Source organism: Pseudomonas sp. GW821-FHT01E05, assembly GCF_059422425.1.
In genome coordinates this window covers 429,772-443,375 of the sequence record NZ_JBWKWW010000001.1, presented here as the reverse complement: position 1 = coordinate 443,375, position 13,604 = coordinate 429,772, and the positions used below count along the sequence as shown (strand labels likewise).

Below are 13,604 nucleotides of genomic sequence, written 5' to 3'. Positions count from 1 at the left end.
GATACCCGCCCGATCTGTGCGTAGAGTGAGCAAAAAACACAGAGGGATAACCCCATGTGCTTGATCGTGTTCGCCTGGCGACCCGGCCATGCCCAGCCTTTGGTTGTAGCCGCCAACCGCGATGAGTTCTACGCGCGCCCCAGCCTGCCGTTGGCGCAATGGCCTGAGGCGCCGCAGATCTATGCCGGTCGGGATCTGGAGGCAGGAGGCACCTGGCTCGGAGTCGGTGCCGCTGGACGCTTTGCTGCGCTGACCAATATACGCAACCCGCATCAGCCACCGGCCCGTCGATCGCGCGGTGAGTTGGTGGCGCGTTTTCTGAACGAGAACACGCCGATTGAAGACTATTTAGCCGACGTTGTCGACAGATCGGTTGATTATGCGGGGTTTAACCTGCTGGTTGGTACGACTGATCAATTATGGCACTACAACGCGCTGGAGCCTGGGCCGGTGCTTTTGGCGGCCGGTGTCTACGGACTGTCCAATGCGGGACTCGATACTCCATGGCCGAAAGTGCTCAAGGCCAAGGCGGCATTGAGCGAGGTCCTGGACGATCCGCAACCACAGGCGCTACTCGCCTTGTTGAACGACCCACAAACCGCTCCGATCGCCGAATTACCCGACACCGGGGTTGGCCTCGCTACCGAGAGTCTACTGTCGAGCGTGTTTATCGCCAGCCCCAGCTATGGCACCCGAGCCAGCACGGCGCTGATCGTTCGGGCCGACGGCTCGCGGCACATCGTCGAGCGCAGCTTCGGGCCCTATGGCGGGCATTTGGGGGAGGTTGAGCTGAGGGTTTAATCCAAGGATCGTTCCCACGCTCTGCGTGGTAACGCATCCCGTGACGCTCCGCGTCACCGGCGCAGAGCGTCGAAGGCTGCATGCCCACGCAGAGCGTGGGCATGCTCAGTAAGGACTTAAAGCGCCTTCATCGCCGCCGGATTGATCATCCGCGCCAGCCCGAGATTCTTCAGCGCCAGTTGCAGCGAGCTGTGGATAACTTGCGGGTTGTCGATGGTCATCAGCTCGGCCAGCAGTTCCCTGGCCTTGCTCAGGTTGATCTGGCGCAGCATCCACTTCACTTTCGGCAAGTTGGTGGCGTTCATCGACAGGCTGTCAAAGCCCATCGCCATCAACAACACCGCCGCCGCAGGATCACCGGCCATCTCTCCGCAGATACTCACCGGTTTGCCTTCGGCATGGGCGTCGCGTACGACACTCTGCAAGGCTTGCAGCACGGCTGGGTGCAGGTAGTCGTAGAGGTCGGCAACCCGGGGGTTGTTGCGATCCACGGCCAACAGATATTGGGTCAGGTCGTTGGAGCCGACCGAAAGGAAGTCCACCTGCCGCGCCAGTTCCTTGGTCTGATACACCGCTGCGGGGATTTCGATCATCACGCCAATAGGCGGCATCGGTACGTCGGTGCCTTCGTCGCGCACTTCGCCCCAGGCGCGGTGAATCAGGTGCAGCGCCTCTTCCAGCTCATGGGTGCCGGAGATCATCGGCAGCAGGATTCGCAGGTTGTTCAGGCCTTCGCTGGCCTTGAGCATGGCGCGGGTCTGGACCAGGAAGATTTCCGGGTGGTCGAGGGTGACGCGGATCCCGCGCCAGCCGAGGAACGGGTTGTCTTCTTTGATCGGGAAATACGACAGCGACTTGTCGCCACCAATGTCCAGGCTGCGCATGGTCACCGGTTGCGGATGGAAGGCAGCGAGTTGCTCGCGATAAATCGCCAGCTGCTCCTTTTCGCTCGGGAAGCGCTGATTGATCATGAACGGCACTTCGGTGCGGTACAGACCCACGCCTTCTGCGCCACGCTTCTGCGCTCGCGCCACGTCCGCCAGCAGGCCGGTGTTCACCCACAGTGGCATGCGGTGACCATCGAGGGTCACGCACGGCAAGTCGCGCAGTGCATCCAGCCCCAGGGCCAGTTGCCGCTCTTCTTCGACCACTTCGGCGAATTGCTTGCGCAACACGTCACTCGGGTTGGTGTAGACCTCGCCGTGGTAGCCGTCGACAATCATCTGGATGCCGTCGACCTTGGAGTACGGCAGGTCAACCAGACCCATCACCGTCGGGATACCCATGGCGCGGGCCAGGATCGCCACGTGGGAGTTGCCCGAACCCAACACCGAGACCAGGCCCACCAGCTTACCTTCCGGCACCTCGCCGAGCATCGCCGGCGTCAGTTCTTCGCTGATCAGAATGGTGTTGTCAGGGTAGACCAGCGTCTGCTGACGCTCCTCTTGCAAATAGGCCAGGAGACGGCGGCCCAGGTCCTTGACGTCCGATGCCCGCTCGCGCAGGTAGGCGTCGTCCATCAATTCGAAACGGTTGACGTGATCGGTGACCACCTGGCGCAAGGCGCCTTGAGCCCACTGGCCGGTCTTGATCACGGTAGTCACTTCGCTACCCAGCGAAGCATCGTCGAGCATCATCAGGTAGACGTCGAACAGCGCCCGTTCTTCAGGGCGCAACTGGGTCGCGAGCTTTTCCGACAGCGTGCGCATATCGGCGCGCACACCTTCGATGGCGGTCTTGAACAGCCCCAGCTCGGCGTCGATGTCGGTGATGGTCTTGTCCGGCACCACGTCCAGATCCGCCGGTGGCAGCATGACCACCGCCGTACCGACCGCGGCACCGGGCGAACCGGGTACGCCGACGAACTTGGCTTCCTGAATGCCTTTGCCCTGACGCCCCAGACCGCGGATCGAGCCAGTGGCTTCGGCGTGAGCGATAACCCCGGCGAGCTGGGCGCTCATGGTCACCAGGAAGGCTTCTTCACCTTCATCGAACTGGCGACGTTCTTTTTGCTGAATGACCAGCACGCCGACGACGCGGCGGTGGTGAATGATCGGTGCGCCAAGGAAGGAGGCGAAGCGCTCCTCGCCGGTTTCGGCGAAGTAGCGATAACGCGGGTGATCAGCGGCGTTTTCGAGATTCAGGGGTTCTTCACGCGTGCCGACCAGGCCGACCAGACCTTCGTTGGGCGCCATGCTGACCCTGCCGATCGAGCGCTTGTTCAAGCCCTCGGTGGCCATCAGCACGAAGCGATTGGTCTCTGGGTCCAGCAGATAGACTGAGCAGACCTGGCTGCCCATGGCTTCTTTGACGCGCAACACAATAATCCCCAACGCCGCCTTGAGATCCTTGGCGGAGTTAACTTCCTGGACGATCTTGCGCAGCGTATTGAGCATGGCTCGGGGTCGAACTCCGTCGTCAGTCGCGCGCTAAAAGGCGCGGGGCAAGCTCTTTGAGGGCGCGTCGATACACCTCGCGCTTGAATGTCACTACCTGGCCCAACGGATACCAATAGCTGACCCAGCGCCAGCCATCGAATTCCGGTTTGCCGGTCAAATCCATCCGCACCCGCTGCTCGTTAGAGACCAGGCGCAGGAGAAACCATTTCTGTTTCTGGCCGATGCACAGCGGTTGGCTATGCGTCCTCACCAGACGTTGCGGCAAACGATAGCGCAACCAGCCCCGAGTGCAGGCGAGAATTTGCACATCTTCGCGTTCCAGACCCACTTCTTCGTTCAACTCACGGTACAAGGCGTCTTCCGGTGTCTCCTGAGGGTTGATACCACCCTGCGGAAACTGCCAGGCATCTTGATTGATACGGCGAGCCCATAGCACCTGGCCGGCATCATTCGTCAGAATGATCCCAACATTGGGGCGGAAACCATCTGGGTCGATCACGGCAACAACCTCGCAAACGCATGTCGCCGCATTGTTCCACAAAGGCTGTGAAAGCAGCAACGAGCCGGCCTACCTTATGTGCACTCTTGTGAAAAGACCGTATTCTGGACGCCTTTTTACAGACTTTTCAGCGAGTAACTGCAATGCGCCTGGCTTTATTCGACTTGGACAACACGCTTTTGGGCGGTGACAGTGACCACGCCTGGGGTGATTACCTGTGCGAACGGGGCATCCTCGACGCTGTCGCCTACAAGGCGCGTAACGATGAGTTCTACCAGGATTACCTGGCCGGCAAACTGGACAACGCCGAGTACCTGAACTTCTGCCTGGAAATCCTCGGCCGCACCGAGATGGCCAAGCTGGACGAATGGCATCGCGACTACATGCGCGATTGCATCGAACCGATCATGCTGCCCAAGGGCATCGAGCTACTGGCCAAACACCGGGCCGCCGGCGACAAGCTGGTGATCATCACCGCCACCAACCGCTTCGTTACCGGGCCGATTGCCGCACGCCTGGGTGTCGAAACCCTGATCGCCACCGAGTGCGAAATGATCGACGGCCGCTACACCGGGCGCAGCACTGACGTACCGTGCTTTCGTGAAGGCAAGGTGACGCGCTTGAATCGTTGGCTGGAAGAAACCGGATTTAGCCTGCAAGGCAGCTACTTCTACAGCGATTCGATGAATGATTTTTCGCTACTGGAACGGGTGACGAATCCGGTGGCGGTAGATCCTGATCCAAATTTGCGGGCTGAGGCCAAGAAACGGGGTTGGCCGGTGATTTCGCTGCGCGACTGATGACACCATCGCGAGCAAGGGTTCCTGCAGGAGCGAGCTTGCTCGCGATAGGACCGGCACTATTTCTGGATTTAAACCGGCTTGGCGCCCATCAATCCTGAAATGGCAATGAAGCAAACAAAGCTGAACACCGCCAACGCCAAGGTGAATTTCAAATTGCTCGCCGCCTGCGCCACCCGCAGGCGATTGAGCCGTATCAGCAGCCATAACCAGCTCAGCGCGCCGAACATATAGATCACGCTGGAGGCCAGAACCCAGGTCTGCCCCAGTGGCCAGCCCACCAGATGCGCCATCCACCAGCCGCTGAACGGCAAGCTCAGCAGCGCAATCCCCATCACCAACCAGACGAACAGCCACGGCCGATGCAAGGTGCGGGTGTAGATCGTCGCATCACCCTTGCTGTCACCACGCCATACCCGGATTGCCAACCCCAACGCGCTGCCCAAGAGCAGCACCGTCGCCAGGACGTGGGCTATTTTCAGGGCGGTAAGCGTTTCCATGTATGCGACTCCTTAGGCCGTGACCATCAGCGTAGTCGCTCAACCGAGGAACAGTTGATACGCCGGATTATTGCTTTCATCCCAGTACGGGTAACCGATCTCTGCCAACGCTGCCGGCACCAGATGGCGTTCATCGGCAGGCACTTGCAGGCCTGCGACCACTCGCCCATCGGCAGCACCGTGGTTGCGGTAGTGGAACATCGAGATATTCCAGCGACCGCCGAGTTTGTTGAGGAAGTTGAACAACGCGCCCGGTCGCTCCGGGAACTCGAAGCGCAGCACTATCTCATCGCTGACCCGCGCCGCATGACCACCCACCATATGACGAATGTGCAACTTGGCCAGTTCGTTGTCGGTCAAGTCGAGTACCGGGAAACCCTGGATCATAAGGCTACTGATCAACGCACTGCGCGGATCGTTTTCCGGGTGCGTCTGCACGCCGACGAAAATGTGCGCTTCGCTGCCGGTGTTGTAGCGATAGTTGAATTCAGTGATCTGACGTTTGCCGATGGCTTCGCAGAATGCCTTGAAGCTGCCGGGCTTTTCCGGAATGGTCACGGCGATGATTGCTTCGCGCCCCTCGCCCAATTCGGCGCGTTCGGCGACGTGACGCAGTCGGTCAAAATTGACGTTGGCGCCGGAGTCGATGGCCACCAGAGTCTGGCCGGTGACGCCGCGCATCTCGACATATTTCTTGATCCCGGCTACGCCCAAAGCACCGGCAGGCTCAGTGATCGAGCGGGTATCGTCGTAGATATCCTTGATCGCCGCACAGATCTCGTCGGTGCTGACAGTGATCACTTCATCAACATAGTCTTTGCAGATGTCAAAGGTGTGCTGACCGATCTGCGCCACTGCTACGCCGTCGGCGAAGATGCCGACAGTCGGCAACACCACGCGCTCGCCCGCCGCCATGGCCGCTTGCAAGCAATTGGAATCGTCCGGTTCGACGCCGATGATTTTGATTTCCGGCCGCAGGTATTTCACATAAGCGGCGATCCCGGCGATCAGGCCGCCGCCGCCTACCGGAACAAAAATGGCATCCAGACGCCCCGGGTGCTGGCGCAGAATCTCCATCGCCACGGTGCCCTGCCCGGCAATGGTGTGCGGATCATCGTACGGATGGATGTAGACGTAGCCTTTTTCGTCGACCAGTTTCAGCGAGTAAGCCAATGCTTCCGGGAAGGTATCGCCGTGCAGCACCACTTTGCCGCCACGGGAGCGCACGCCTTCGACCTTGATCTCCGGGGTGGTCTTGGGCATCACAATGATCGCCTTGACCCCCAGCACTTTGGCCGCCAGGGCCAGGCCCTGTGCATGGTTGCCGGCTGATGCGGTGACCACGCCGCGGGCGCGCTCCTCATCAGTCAGCTGTGTGAGCTTGTTGTAAGCACCGCGAATCTTGAACGAGAACACGGGCTGCAAGTCTTCACGCTTGAGCCAGATCTGATTGCACAGCCGCTCGGAGAGCTGGCGGGCAGTCTGCAATGGAGTTTCTACGGCAACGTCATAAACGCGCGAGGTGAGGATCTTCTTGACGTACTGTTCGAGCATCGGAAAGCATCACTGAGCGGGTTGGGCAGGGCCAAGGAGTCTAACTCAGCGTTTGGCCGTGCGACCATACGAATCAAGAGGTTTTAACCGGGCATACAGCTATAATGGCGGCCTTCTGTTCCCCTCTGCCCGCTTCGGAGCCCGCATGACCCAGGATCAACTCAAACAGGCAGTGGCTCAGGCCGCCGTCGACTTTATCCTTCCAAAACTCGACGACAAGAGCATCGTTGGGGTCGGCACAGGCTCCACCGCCAACTGTTTCATCGACGCCCTGGCCCTGCACAAGGGCGCGTTCGACGGCGCGGTCGCCAGCTCCGAAGCCACCGCGGCACGCCTCAAGGGCCACGGCATTCCGGTGTATGAGCTCAATACCGTCAGCGACCTGGAGTTCTACGTCGATGGCGCCGATGAAAGCGACGAACACCTGAACCTGATCAAGGGTGGCGGCGCAGCCCTGACCCGCGAGAAGATCGTCGCGGCGGTGGCCAAGACCTTCATCTGCATCGCCGACGCCAGCAAACTGGTGCCAGTACTGGGCGCCTTCCCGCTGCCGGTCGAAGTGATCCCGATGGCCCGCAGCCATGTGGCCCGCGAACTGGTGAAGCTCGGCGGCGACCCGGTTTACCGCGAAGGCGTGTTGACCGACAACGGCAACATCATCCTCGACGTGTTCAACATGCAGATCACCAATCCGGTCGAGCTGGAAACCCGGATCAACGCTATCGTCGGCGTGGTCACCAATGGCCTGTTCGCAGCGCGTCCGGCCGACCTGCTGCTGCTGGGCACTAGCGAAGGCGTGAAAACCCTTCGCGCATGACCCTGTAGGAGCAGCCGGTCGACGCTCGATTGCTCGCGATGAGGCCGTCACAGGCGACAGAGATGTCGACTGACAGACTGCTATCGCGAGCAATCGAGCGTCGACCGGCTGCTCCTACATGGCTCTGCGGTGTTTATCAGGGTTGCGGCGGTTTCTTGAAGACGTAAAACAGGTTGGGTTCGCTGACGAGGTACAGGGTGCCGTCGTCGTCCATAGCGATCCCCTCAGCTTGCGGCACGGTCTCATGCAACCCCTGATGACCCTTGCGTAATGACAGGCTGCTGAGCGGCCGTCCGTCGACATCCAGCTCCAGCACCAGCCTCGACTCATCTGACAGCGCCAGCAAATGCCCGCTGAGCTTGTCGTATTGCAGACTGGACAGATCGCGGACAAACAACCCGGCGTCACGCTTGGGATTGTTCACCACATGCACCGCGTACGACTTTTCAGGGTTGTAATGAGGAAAACCCTGAATCTCATAGATCAGCATCGGGTCGCGCTCCCTTGCGACGAACAGCCGCTTGCCCACCGAGTCGTATGCCAACCCCTCAAAGCCTTTGTTGCCGCTGGTGTGCACGCCGAGGGTCATCTGCTCGGCATCTGCCGCATCGAGGAACACCGTGTTGTCTTCCAGATGAATTTTGATCAGTCGCTGCCCGTGCTCATCGGCAACCACATAGGTGTCGGCGTTAATGAACTCGACAGCTTCCGGATCGCCAAACCCGATCAATGTCACACGTCGAAGGATCCGACCATCGAGGGACAGTTCAATCAACTCAGCATTTTTGTTGGTGACCGTAAACAGGCTTTTACGCACCGGGTCATAGGTCAGCCCAGAGACGTCGGCATCCAGCCCCTCGATGACCCTGGCCTCAAGCGATACCCGGTAATCCGCCAGACCAATGGACCGGGCGTCCGCAGGCTGCCACCACGTCTGCACGTTGAACCAGGCGCGCTCGAACAGTCGATAGTGCTGCCCGGCCAGTACCAGCAGCACCAGAGCGACAAGACTCACAAGCAGGAAGAACGGTTGGGGACGGGCAAGTCGGCGCATTCGGCAAGCTCAAAAACAGGACGGGCGGATGAAATACCACGACTGCATGAATTCAAACTTAATGACCGCAGGCGGCGCCTGCACCTACCGCGTACACCCATGAGTTATCAGGCGTACGCAAAGCCGTAGAAGCTATTGCCTGCGATCTTTTTGCACCCAGGCTCAGACTTCAGCGAACGCTACTGTTGAAGCTACTGACGCCTGGCAATTCCAGCACCAGTTCATCACCGACATTCAGCGGGCCGACGCCAACCGGGGTGCCGGTCAGGATCACGTCACCGGCTTGCAGCGTGAAGCAGCCGGCCATGTACTGGATCATCGGCACGATCGGGTTGAGCATGTCGCGACTGTTGCCGTCCTGACGGACTTCGCCATTGATGGTCAGGCGAATACCGATGTCGGTCAGGTCAGCAAAGGTGCTGCTGACGACGAACGGAGCCAGCACGCAAGCGCCGTCGAAGGATTTGGCGACTTCCCACGGCAGACCTTTGGCTTTCAGTTCCGCCTGCTTGTCGCGCAGGGTCAGGTCCAGCGCCGGGGCAAAACCGGAGATCGCGTCGAGTACTTCTTCGCGGCTCGGCCTGGTCGACAGTGGTTTGCCGATCAACACGGCAATTTCGGCCTCGTAGTGCACCGAGCCACGTTCGGTGGGAATCGCAAAGCCGCCTTCCAGCTCGACTACGCAACTGCCCGGCTTGATGAACAGCAACGGCTCGGTAGGCACCGGGTTGTCCAGTTCCTTGGCGTGTTCGGCGTAGTTACGGCCAATGCACACCACTTTCCCGACCGGAAAGTGAATACGAGTACCGTCGACATACTGGTGCTGATAGCTCATTACCGACTCCTGCTTCATTGATTCATCTGGTACTGCTGTTTCAAAGACAGAAAGTCCCGGCCCTGGAAAGTCACAGGGCGAAAATCTTGCCCGGATTCATGATGCCGTTCGGGTCGAACACCGCTTTGACCGCTTTCATGTATTCGATCTCAACCGGCGAGCGACTGTAGGTCAGGTAGTCGCGCTTGGTCATGCCGACGCCATGTTCGGCGGAAATCGAGCCGTTGTACTTCTCGACGGTTTCGAACACCCACTTGTTGACGGTCGCGCACTTGGTGAAAAACTCGTCCTTGCTCAGGTTTTCAGGCTTCAGGATATTCAAGTGCAGGTTGCCATCACCGATATGGCCGAACCAGACGATTTCGAAGTCCGGGTAGTGTTCGCCGACGATTGCATCAATTTCCTTCAAGAAAGCCGGGACTTTCGACACAGTGACCGAAATGTCGTTCTTGTACGGCGTCCAGTGGGAAATGGTTTCGGAGATGTATTCGCGCAGCTTCCAGAGGTTCTGCAACTGCGACTCGCTCTGGCTCATCACGCCGTCGAGCACCCAGCCCTCTTCGACGCAATGCTCGAAGGTTTCCAGGGCGTGGTTGGCCACTTCTTCGGTGGTCGCTTCGAATTCCAGCAGCGCGTAGAACGGGCAATCGGATTCGAACGGCGCCGGCACGTCGCCGCGCGCCAGGACTTTGGCCAGAGCCTTGTCGGAGAAGAACTCGAAGGCAGTCAGATCGAGCTTGCTCTGGAATGCGTGCAGCACCGGCATGATCGAGTCGAAATCGGTAGTGCCGAGGACCATTGCGGTGAGGTTTTTCGGCGCACGATCCAGACGCATGGTGGCTTCAACCACGAAACCGAGGGTCCCTTCAGCGCCAATGAACAGCTGACGCATGTCGTAGCCGGTGGCGTTCTTGATCAGGTCGCGGTTCAGCTCCAGCAGGTCGCCCTTGCCGGTCACGACTTTCATGCCGGCGACCCAGTTACGGGTCATGCCGTAGCGAATCACCTTGATCCCACCGGCATTGGTGCCGATATTGCCGCCAATCTGACTGGAACCGGCCGAAGCGAAATCCACTGGGTAGTACAGGCCTTTTTCTTCGGCCAGGTTCTGCAACTGCTCGGTGACCACGCCCGGCTGGCAGACCACGGTGCGGTCGGTGCTGTTGAATTCCAGCACCTGGTTCATATAGTCGAACGACACCACCACTTCGCCATTGGCCGCTACCGCAGCAGCAGAAAGCCCGGTACGCCCGCCGGAAGGCACCAGCGCGATTTTGTGCTGATTGGCCCAGCGCACGATGGCCTGGACTTGCTCAGTGGTTTTCGGGAACACGATGGCCGTCGGTGCCGGGGCGAAATGCTTGGTCCAATCCTTGCCGTAAGCATTCAGGGAGTCGGCATCGGTCAGCACCTTGCCAGGCTCAACCAGGGTCTTCAGCTCATCAATCAGGGCAGGATTGGTCATCGGCAGAACTCTCGAACAATTCATGGTCATCCTGAGAACGCTTCACGTCGCAGGAATGAGTGTTTAGCGGGGCGCATATGCTAGCATACCGCCCCCGCAGGATAGTGCCCAAGGCGTTCTGCGGTGACGGCTATAATGCCGCCCAGGTCAGCTCAGGCTGTCCACTTCCCTGCCATTTTTCTCCGGGACACAGGTTTACGCAGATGAGCAAGACTTCCCTCGATAAGAGCAAGATCAAGTTCCTTCTTCTCGAAGGCGTCCACCAATCGGCTGTCGACGTCCTCAAGGCCGCCGGGTACACCAGCATTGAGTACCTCACAGGTTCTCTGCCGGAAGCCCAGCTCAAGGAAAAGATCGCTGATGCTCACTTCATCGGCATTCGCTCCCGTACTCAACTGACCGAAGAGATTTTCGATCACGCGAAGAAACTGGTCGCTGTTGGCTGCTTCTGCATCGGCACCAACCAGGTCGACCTGAACGCTGCTCGCGAACGCGGTATCGCGGTCTTCAACGCACCGTACTCCAACACCCGCTCGGTGGCTGAGCTGGTGCTGGCTGAAGCGATCCTGTTGCTGCGCGGTATTCCTGAGAAAAACGCTTCCTGCCACCGTGGCGGCTGGATCAAAAGCGCGGCCAATTCCTTCGAAATCCGCGGTAAAAAGCTGGGTATCGTCGGTTACGGCTCGATCGGCACTCAACTGTCGGTCCTGGCTGAAGGCCTGGGCATGCAGGTGTATTTCTACGACACCATCACCAAGCTGCCACTGGGCAACGCCACTCAGGTCGCCAGCCTGACCGAGCTGCTGGGCATGTCCGACATCGTCACCCTGCACGTTCCGGAAACTGCTTCCACCCAGTGGATGATCGGCGAGAAAGAAATTCGCGCGATCAAAAAAGGCGGCATTCTGATCAACGCTGCTCGCGGCACCGTGGTCGAGCTGCAAGCCCTGGCGGACGCGATCAAGGACAAGCACCTGATCGGCGCGGCTATCGACGTATTCCCGGTGGAGCCTCGCTCCAACGACGAAGAGTTCGAAAGCCCGCTGCGCGGCCTGGACAACGTGATCCTGACCCCGCACATCGGCGGCTCCACCGCTGAAGCGCAAGCCAACATTGGCCTGGAAGTGGCTGAGAAGCTGGTCAAGTACAGCGACAACGGTACGTCGGTGTCCTCGGTCAACTTCCCGGAAGTGGCGCTGCCGGCTCACCCTGGCAAACACCGTTTGCTGCACATCCACGAGAACATTCCGGGTGTGATGAGCGAGATCAACAAGGTCTTCGCCGAAAACGGTATCAACATCTCCGGTCAGTTCCTGCAGACCAACGAGAAAGTCGGCTACGTCGTCATCGACGTCGACGCCGAGTACTCGGACCTGGCGCAAGAGAAGCTGCAACACATCAAAGGCACCATCCGTTGCCGCGTGTTGTTCTAAGCCTGGAGCACCAACGAAAAAAGGAGACCCTCGGGTCTCCTTTTTTATGCCTGCGATACGCTTATTTCACAGTGACGGTGATTTTCTTCGAGAGAATCGGCGGATCGAACGGCACGTGATTCTTGTCGCCCAGCTCCATCTGCAAGGTGTGCTTGCCCGGGGCCAGTTTGATGTCAGTTTCGGTTTGCGCCATGCCGAAGTGCATGTGGTTAGCGTCCTTCGGGATCGGCGCAGTTTCGGCCGGCAGCTTGTCGACGTCGATCAGCAGATGGTGGTGACCGGTGTTTTTGGTCGGGTCACCCGCTGGCGCCAGCGCCACGCCCTCGACGCCAAATCTGACCTTGAAGCTCTCACCCACCGTGGCGCCGTCCGCCGGAGAGACGATGCTCACCGTCGCGCCCTTGGGAGCCGGAGTGCGCGCGATACTATCCGCAGCGCTCGCCAGCATCGAAGCACCCAGCAACAGGCTGGCCAAAGCAGCACGAGACATAAACGTTTTCATTCTGTTCTCCAGTTTTTCTGCGAAATCTGTACGGTTAAGACAACTTCGTCGTAATTCGTTGTCGAAGGCACTCATCACCATAGCAAAGCGCGCCAGAACCCGCGTACAGCACATTAGAATTCAAAGGAGTGACCATGCGTTTTTTGCCTGGCCTGTTACTTTTACTGCCCCTTGTGAGCACTTACGCTCAAGCCGAATTGATCGACGATGTAAACGACCGTGGCGAGCTGCGCATCGCCCTGCAAGCCAACACACCACCGTTTAACTTCAAGGATGACGGCAAACTCACCGGCTTCGAGGTCGAGTTGGGCCAAATGCTCGCCAGTGAGCTGGACGTGCGCACGGACTTCGTCATCACGGACTCGGCTGACTTGCTACAAGGCGTCGAGAGCGGCAAGTACGATGTGGCCATCAACCACATAGCAGTGACCCCCGAACTCAAGGGGCGCTTCGACTTCAGTGAACCCTATAGTTATTCCAATGCGCAGTTGATCGTGCGTCAGGAAGAGCCCCGACCGCTGGGCACACTGCAAGCACTCAACGGTCGGGCGCTGGGGGTGGCGCAAAGCAGCCAGTTCGCCGAGCCGACTCGCACGGTCGAAGGCATCGATCTGCGCAGCACCCCCAATACGCAGCAACAGCTCAAAGACGTAGCGGACAAGCAAATCGATGCGGCCATCAGTGACCGCTTGCCGGTCCCTTACGCCGTTCGTGACAGCCACTTGCCCGCTCAGGAAGGCGCCAATGCTGGCCCGACGTTGAGCCTGGTGATCCCGTTTCAGAAAGGCAATCCGGCGTTTCAGGCCAGTATCGACAACGCGCTGCAACGCATCAAAGCCGATGGTCGGTTGATGGCACTCTCGGAAAAATGGTTTGGAACGGATGCGAGCAAGCCACCGAAGCCTTGATAGTTGGAATGAGGAATTTGTTACACCGAAGATCTAA

13 protein-coding genes are annotated in these 13,604 nt (G+C 59.2%); 5 read left to right on the top strand and 8 right to left on the bottom strand.

Translation table 11 applies throughout. The features are described 5' to 3' along the window. Window positions 1-54: 54 nt before the first annotated feature. On the top strand, window positions 55-801 hold the full coding sequence (locus AC07W5_RS02200; RefSeq protein ID WP_495022707.1) for an NRDE family protein: 747 nt from the start codon (window positions 55-57) through the stop codon (window positions 799-801). Between the two features lie 116 nt (window positions 802-917). Here AC07W5_RS02200 and ptsP read toward each other — a convergent pair whose 3' ends face one another. Beyond that, window positions 918-3,197 carry a phosphoenolpyruvate--protein phosphotransferase gene (gene ptsP, locus AC07W5_RS02195; RefSeq protein ID WP_495022706.1) on the bottom strand — a complete coding sequence of 760 codons (2,280 nt, stop codon included), beginning with the start codon at window positions 3,195-3,197 and terminating at the stop codon, window positions 918-920. A gap of 22 nt (window positions 3,198-3,219) precedes the next feature. Continuing rightward, on the bottom strand, window positions 3,220-3,699 hold the full coding sequence (locus AC07W5_RS02190) for an RNA pyrophosphohydrolase (RefSeq protein ID WP_150806187.1): 480 nt from the start codon (window positions 3,697-3,699) through the stop codon (window positions 3,220-3,222). 143 nt (window positions 3,700-3,842) lie between these two features. Here AC07W5_RS02190 and AC07W5_RS02185 point away from each other — a divergent pair, with 143 nt between their 5' ends. Further along, on the top strand, window positions 3,843-4,499 hold the full coding sequence (locus tag AC07W5_RS02185; RefSeq protein ID WP_495022705.1) for a histidinol-phosphatase: 657 nt from the start codon (window positions 3,843-3,845) through the stop codon (window positions 4,497-4,499). 71 nt (window positions 4,500-4,570) lie between these two features. On the opposite strand, the gene AC07W5_RS02180 is transcribed toward AC07W5_RS02185, so the two are convergent. Then, entirely contained in the window at window positions 4,571-4,999 is a 429-nt protein-coding gene (locus AC07W5_RS02180) for a DUF2269 family protein (protein ID WP_494990763.1), read from the bottom strand. A 39-nt stretch (window positions 5,000-5,038) separates the two neighbouring features. After that, on the bottom strand, window positions 5,039-6,553 hold the full coding sequence (gene ilvA, locus AC07W5_RS02175) for a threonine ammonia-lyase, biosynthetic (protein WP_495013070.1): 1,515 nt from the start codon (window positions 6,551-6,553) through the stop codon (window positions 5,039-5,041). A gap of 145 nt (window positions 6,554-6,698) precedes the next feature. On the opposite strand from ilvA, the gene rpiA reads away from it, so the two are divergent. Further along, window positions 6,699-7,370: a ribose-5-phosphate isomerase RpiA gene (rpiA, locus tag AC07W5_RS02170; RefSeq protein WP_494990765.1), complete on the top strand. Its 672-nt coding sequence runs from the start codon at window positions 6,699-6,701 to the stop codon at window positions 7,368-7,370. A gap of 136 nt (window positions 7,371-7,506) precedes the next feature. Here rpiA and AC07W5_RS02165 read toward each other — a convergent pair whose 3' ends face one another. The 3 genes from AC07W5_RS02165 to AC07W5_RS02155 form a co-directional block, all read right to left on the bottom strand. Then, window positions 7,507-8,424, bottom strand: coding sequence for an SdiA-regulated domain-containing protein (locus AC07W5_RS02165; RefSeq protein WP_495022704.1), 918 nt, complete (start codon window positions 8,422-8,424; stop codon window positions 7,507-7,509). A gap of 169 nt (window positions 8,425-8,593) precedes the next feature. Continuing rightward, complete coding sequence (locus AC07W5_RS02160; protein WP_495022703.1) at window positions 8,594-9,259, bottom strand: fumarylacetoacetate hydrolase family protein; 666 nt, start codon at window positions 9,257-9,259, stop codon at window positions 8,594-8,596. A 70-nt stretch (window positions 9,260-9,329) separates the two neighbouring features. Then, window positions 9,330-10,724: an FAD-binding oxidoreductase gene (locus AC07W5_RS02155; RefSeq protein ID WP_494990768.1), complete on the bottom strand. Its 1,395-nt coding sequence runs from the start codon at window positions 10,722-10,724 to the stop codon at window positions 9,330-9,332. Between the two features lie 203 nt (window positions 10,725-10,927). On the opposite strand from AC07W5_RS02155, the gene serA reads away from it, so the two are divergent. After that, complete coding sequence (gene serA, locus AC07W5_RS02150; protein ID WP_494990769.1) at window positions 10,928-12,157, top strand: phosphoglycerate dehydrogenase; 1,230 nt, start codon at window positions 10,928-10,930, stop codon at window positions 12,155-12,157. A gap of 61 nt (window positions 12,158-12,218) precedes the next feature. Here serA and AC07W5_RS02145 read toward each other — a convergent pair whose 3' ends face one another. Continuing rightward, window positions 12,219-12,659, bottom strand: a complete 441-nt coding sequence (locus AC07W5_RS02145) for a DUF4399 domain-containing protein (protein ID WP_494990770.1) — start codon at window positions 12,657-12,659, stop codon at window positions 12,219-12,221. A 134-nt stretch (window positions 12,660-12,793) separates the two neighbouring features. Here AC07W5_RS02145 and AC07W5_RS02140 point away from each other — a divergent pair, with 134 nt between their 5' ends. Then, entirely contained in the window at window positions 12,794-13,567 is a 774-nt protein-coding gene (locus AC07W5_RS02140; RefSeq protein WP_495010380.1) for a transporter substrate-binding domain-containing protein, read from the top strand. Window positions 13,568-13,604 lie beyond the last annotated feature (37 nt).

Coding starts and splice junctions, on each gene's coding strand:
- AC07W5_RS02145 (WP_494990770.1), bottom strand. CDS start 12,659: ATGAAAACGTTTATGTCTCGTGCTGCTTTGGCCAGCCTGTTGCTGGGT.
- AC07W5_RS02155 (WP_494990768.1), bottom strand. CDS start 10,724: ATGACCAATCCTGCCCTGATTGATGAGCTGAAGACCCTGGTTGAGCCT.
- AC07W5_RS02160 (WP_495022703.1), bottom strand. CDS start 9,259: ATGAGCTATCAGCACCAGTATGTCGACGGTACTCGTATTCACTTTCCG.
- AC07W5_RS02180 (WP_494990763.1), bottom strand. CDS start 4,999: ATGGAAACGCTTACCGCCCTGAAAATAGCCCACGTCCTGGCGACGGTG.
- AC07W5_RS02140 (WP_495010380.1), top strand. CDS start 12,794: ATGCGTTTTTTGCCTGGCCTGTTACTTTTACTGCCCCTTGTGAGCACT.
- serA (WP_494990769.1), top strand. CDS start 10,928: ATGAGCAAGACTTCCCTCGATAAGAGCAAGATCAAGTTCCTTCTTCTC.
- ptsP (WP_495022706.1), bottom strand. CDS start 3,197: ATGCTCAATACGCTGCGCAAGATCGTCCAGGAAGTTAACTCCGCCAAG.
- AC07W5_RS02165 (WP_495022704.1), bottom strand. CDS start 8,424: ATGCGCCGACTTGCCCGTCCCCAACCGTTCTTCCTGCTTGTGAGTCTT.
- AC07W5_RS02185 (WP_495022705.1), top strand. CDS start 3,843: ATGCGCCTGGCTTTATTCGACTTGGACAACACGCTTTTGGGCGGTGAC.
- rpiA (WP_494990765.1), top strand. CDS start 6,699: ATGACCCAGGATCAACTCAAACAGGCAGTGGCTCAGGCCGCCGTCGAC.
- AC07W5_RS02200 (WP_495022707.1), top strand. CDS start 55: ATGTGCTTGATCGTGTTCGCCTGGCGACCCGGCCATGCCCAGCCTTTG.
- ilvA (WP_495013070.1), bottom strand. CDS start 6,553: ATGCTCGAACAGTACGTCAAGAAGATCCTCACCTCGCGCGTTTATGAC.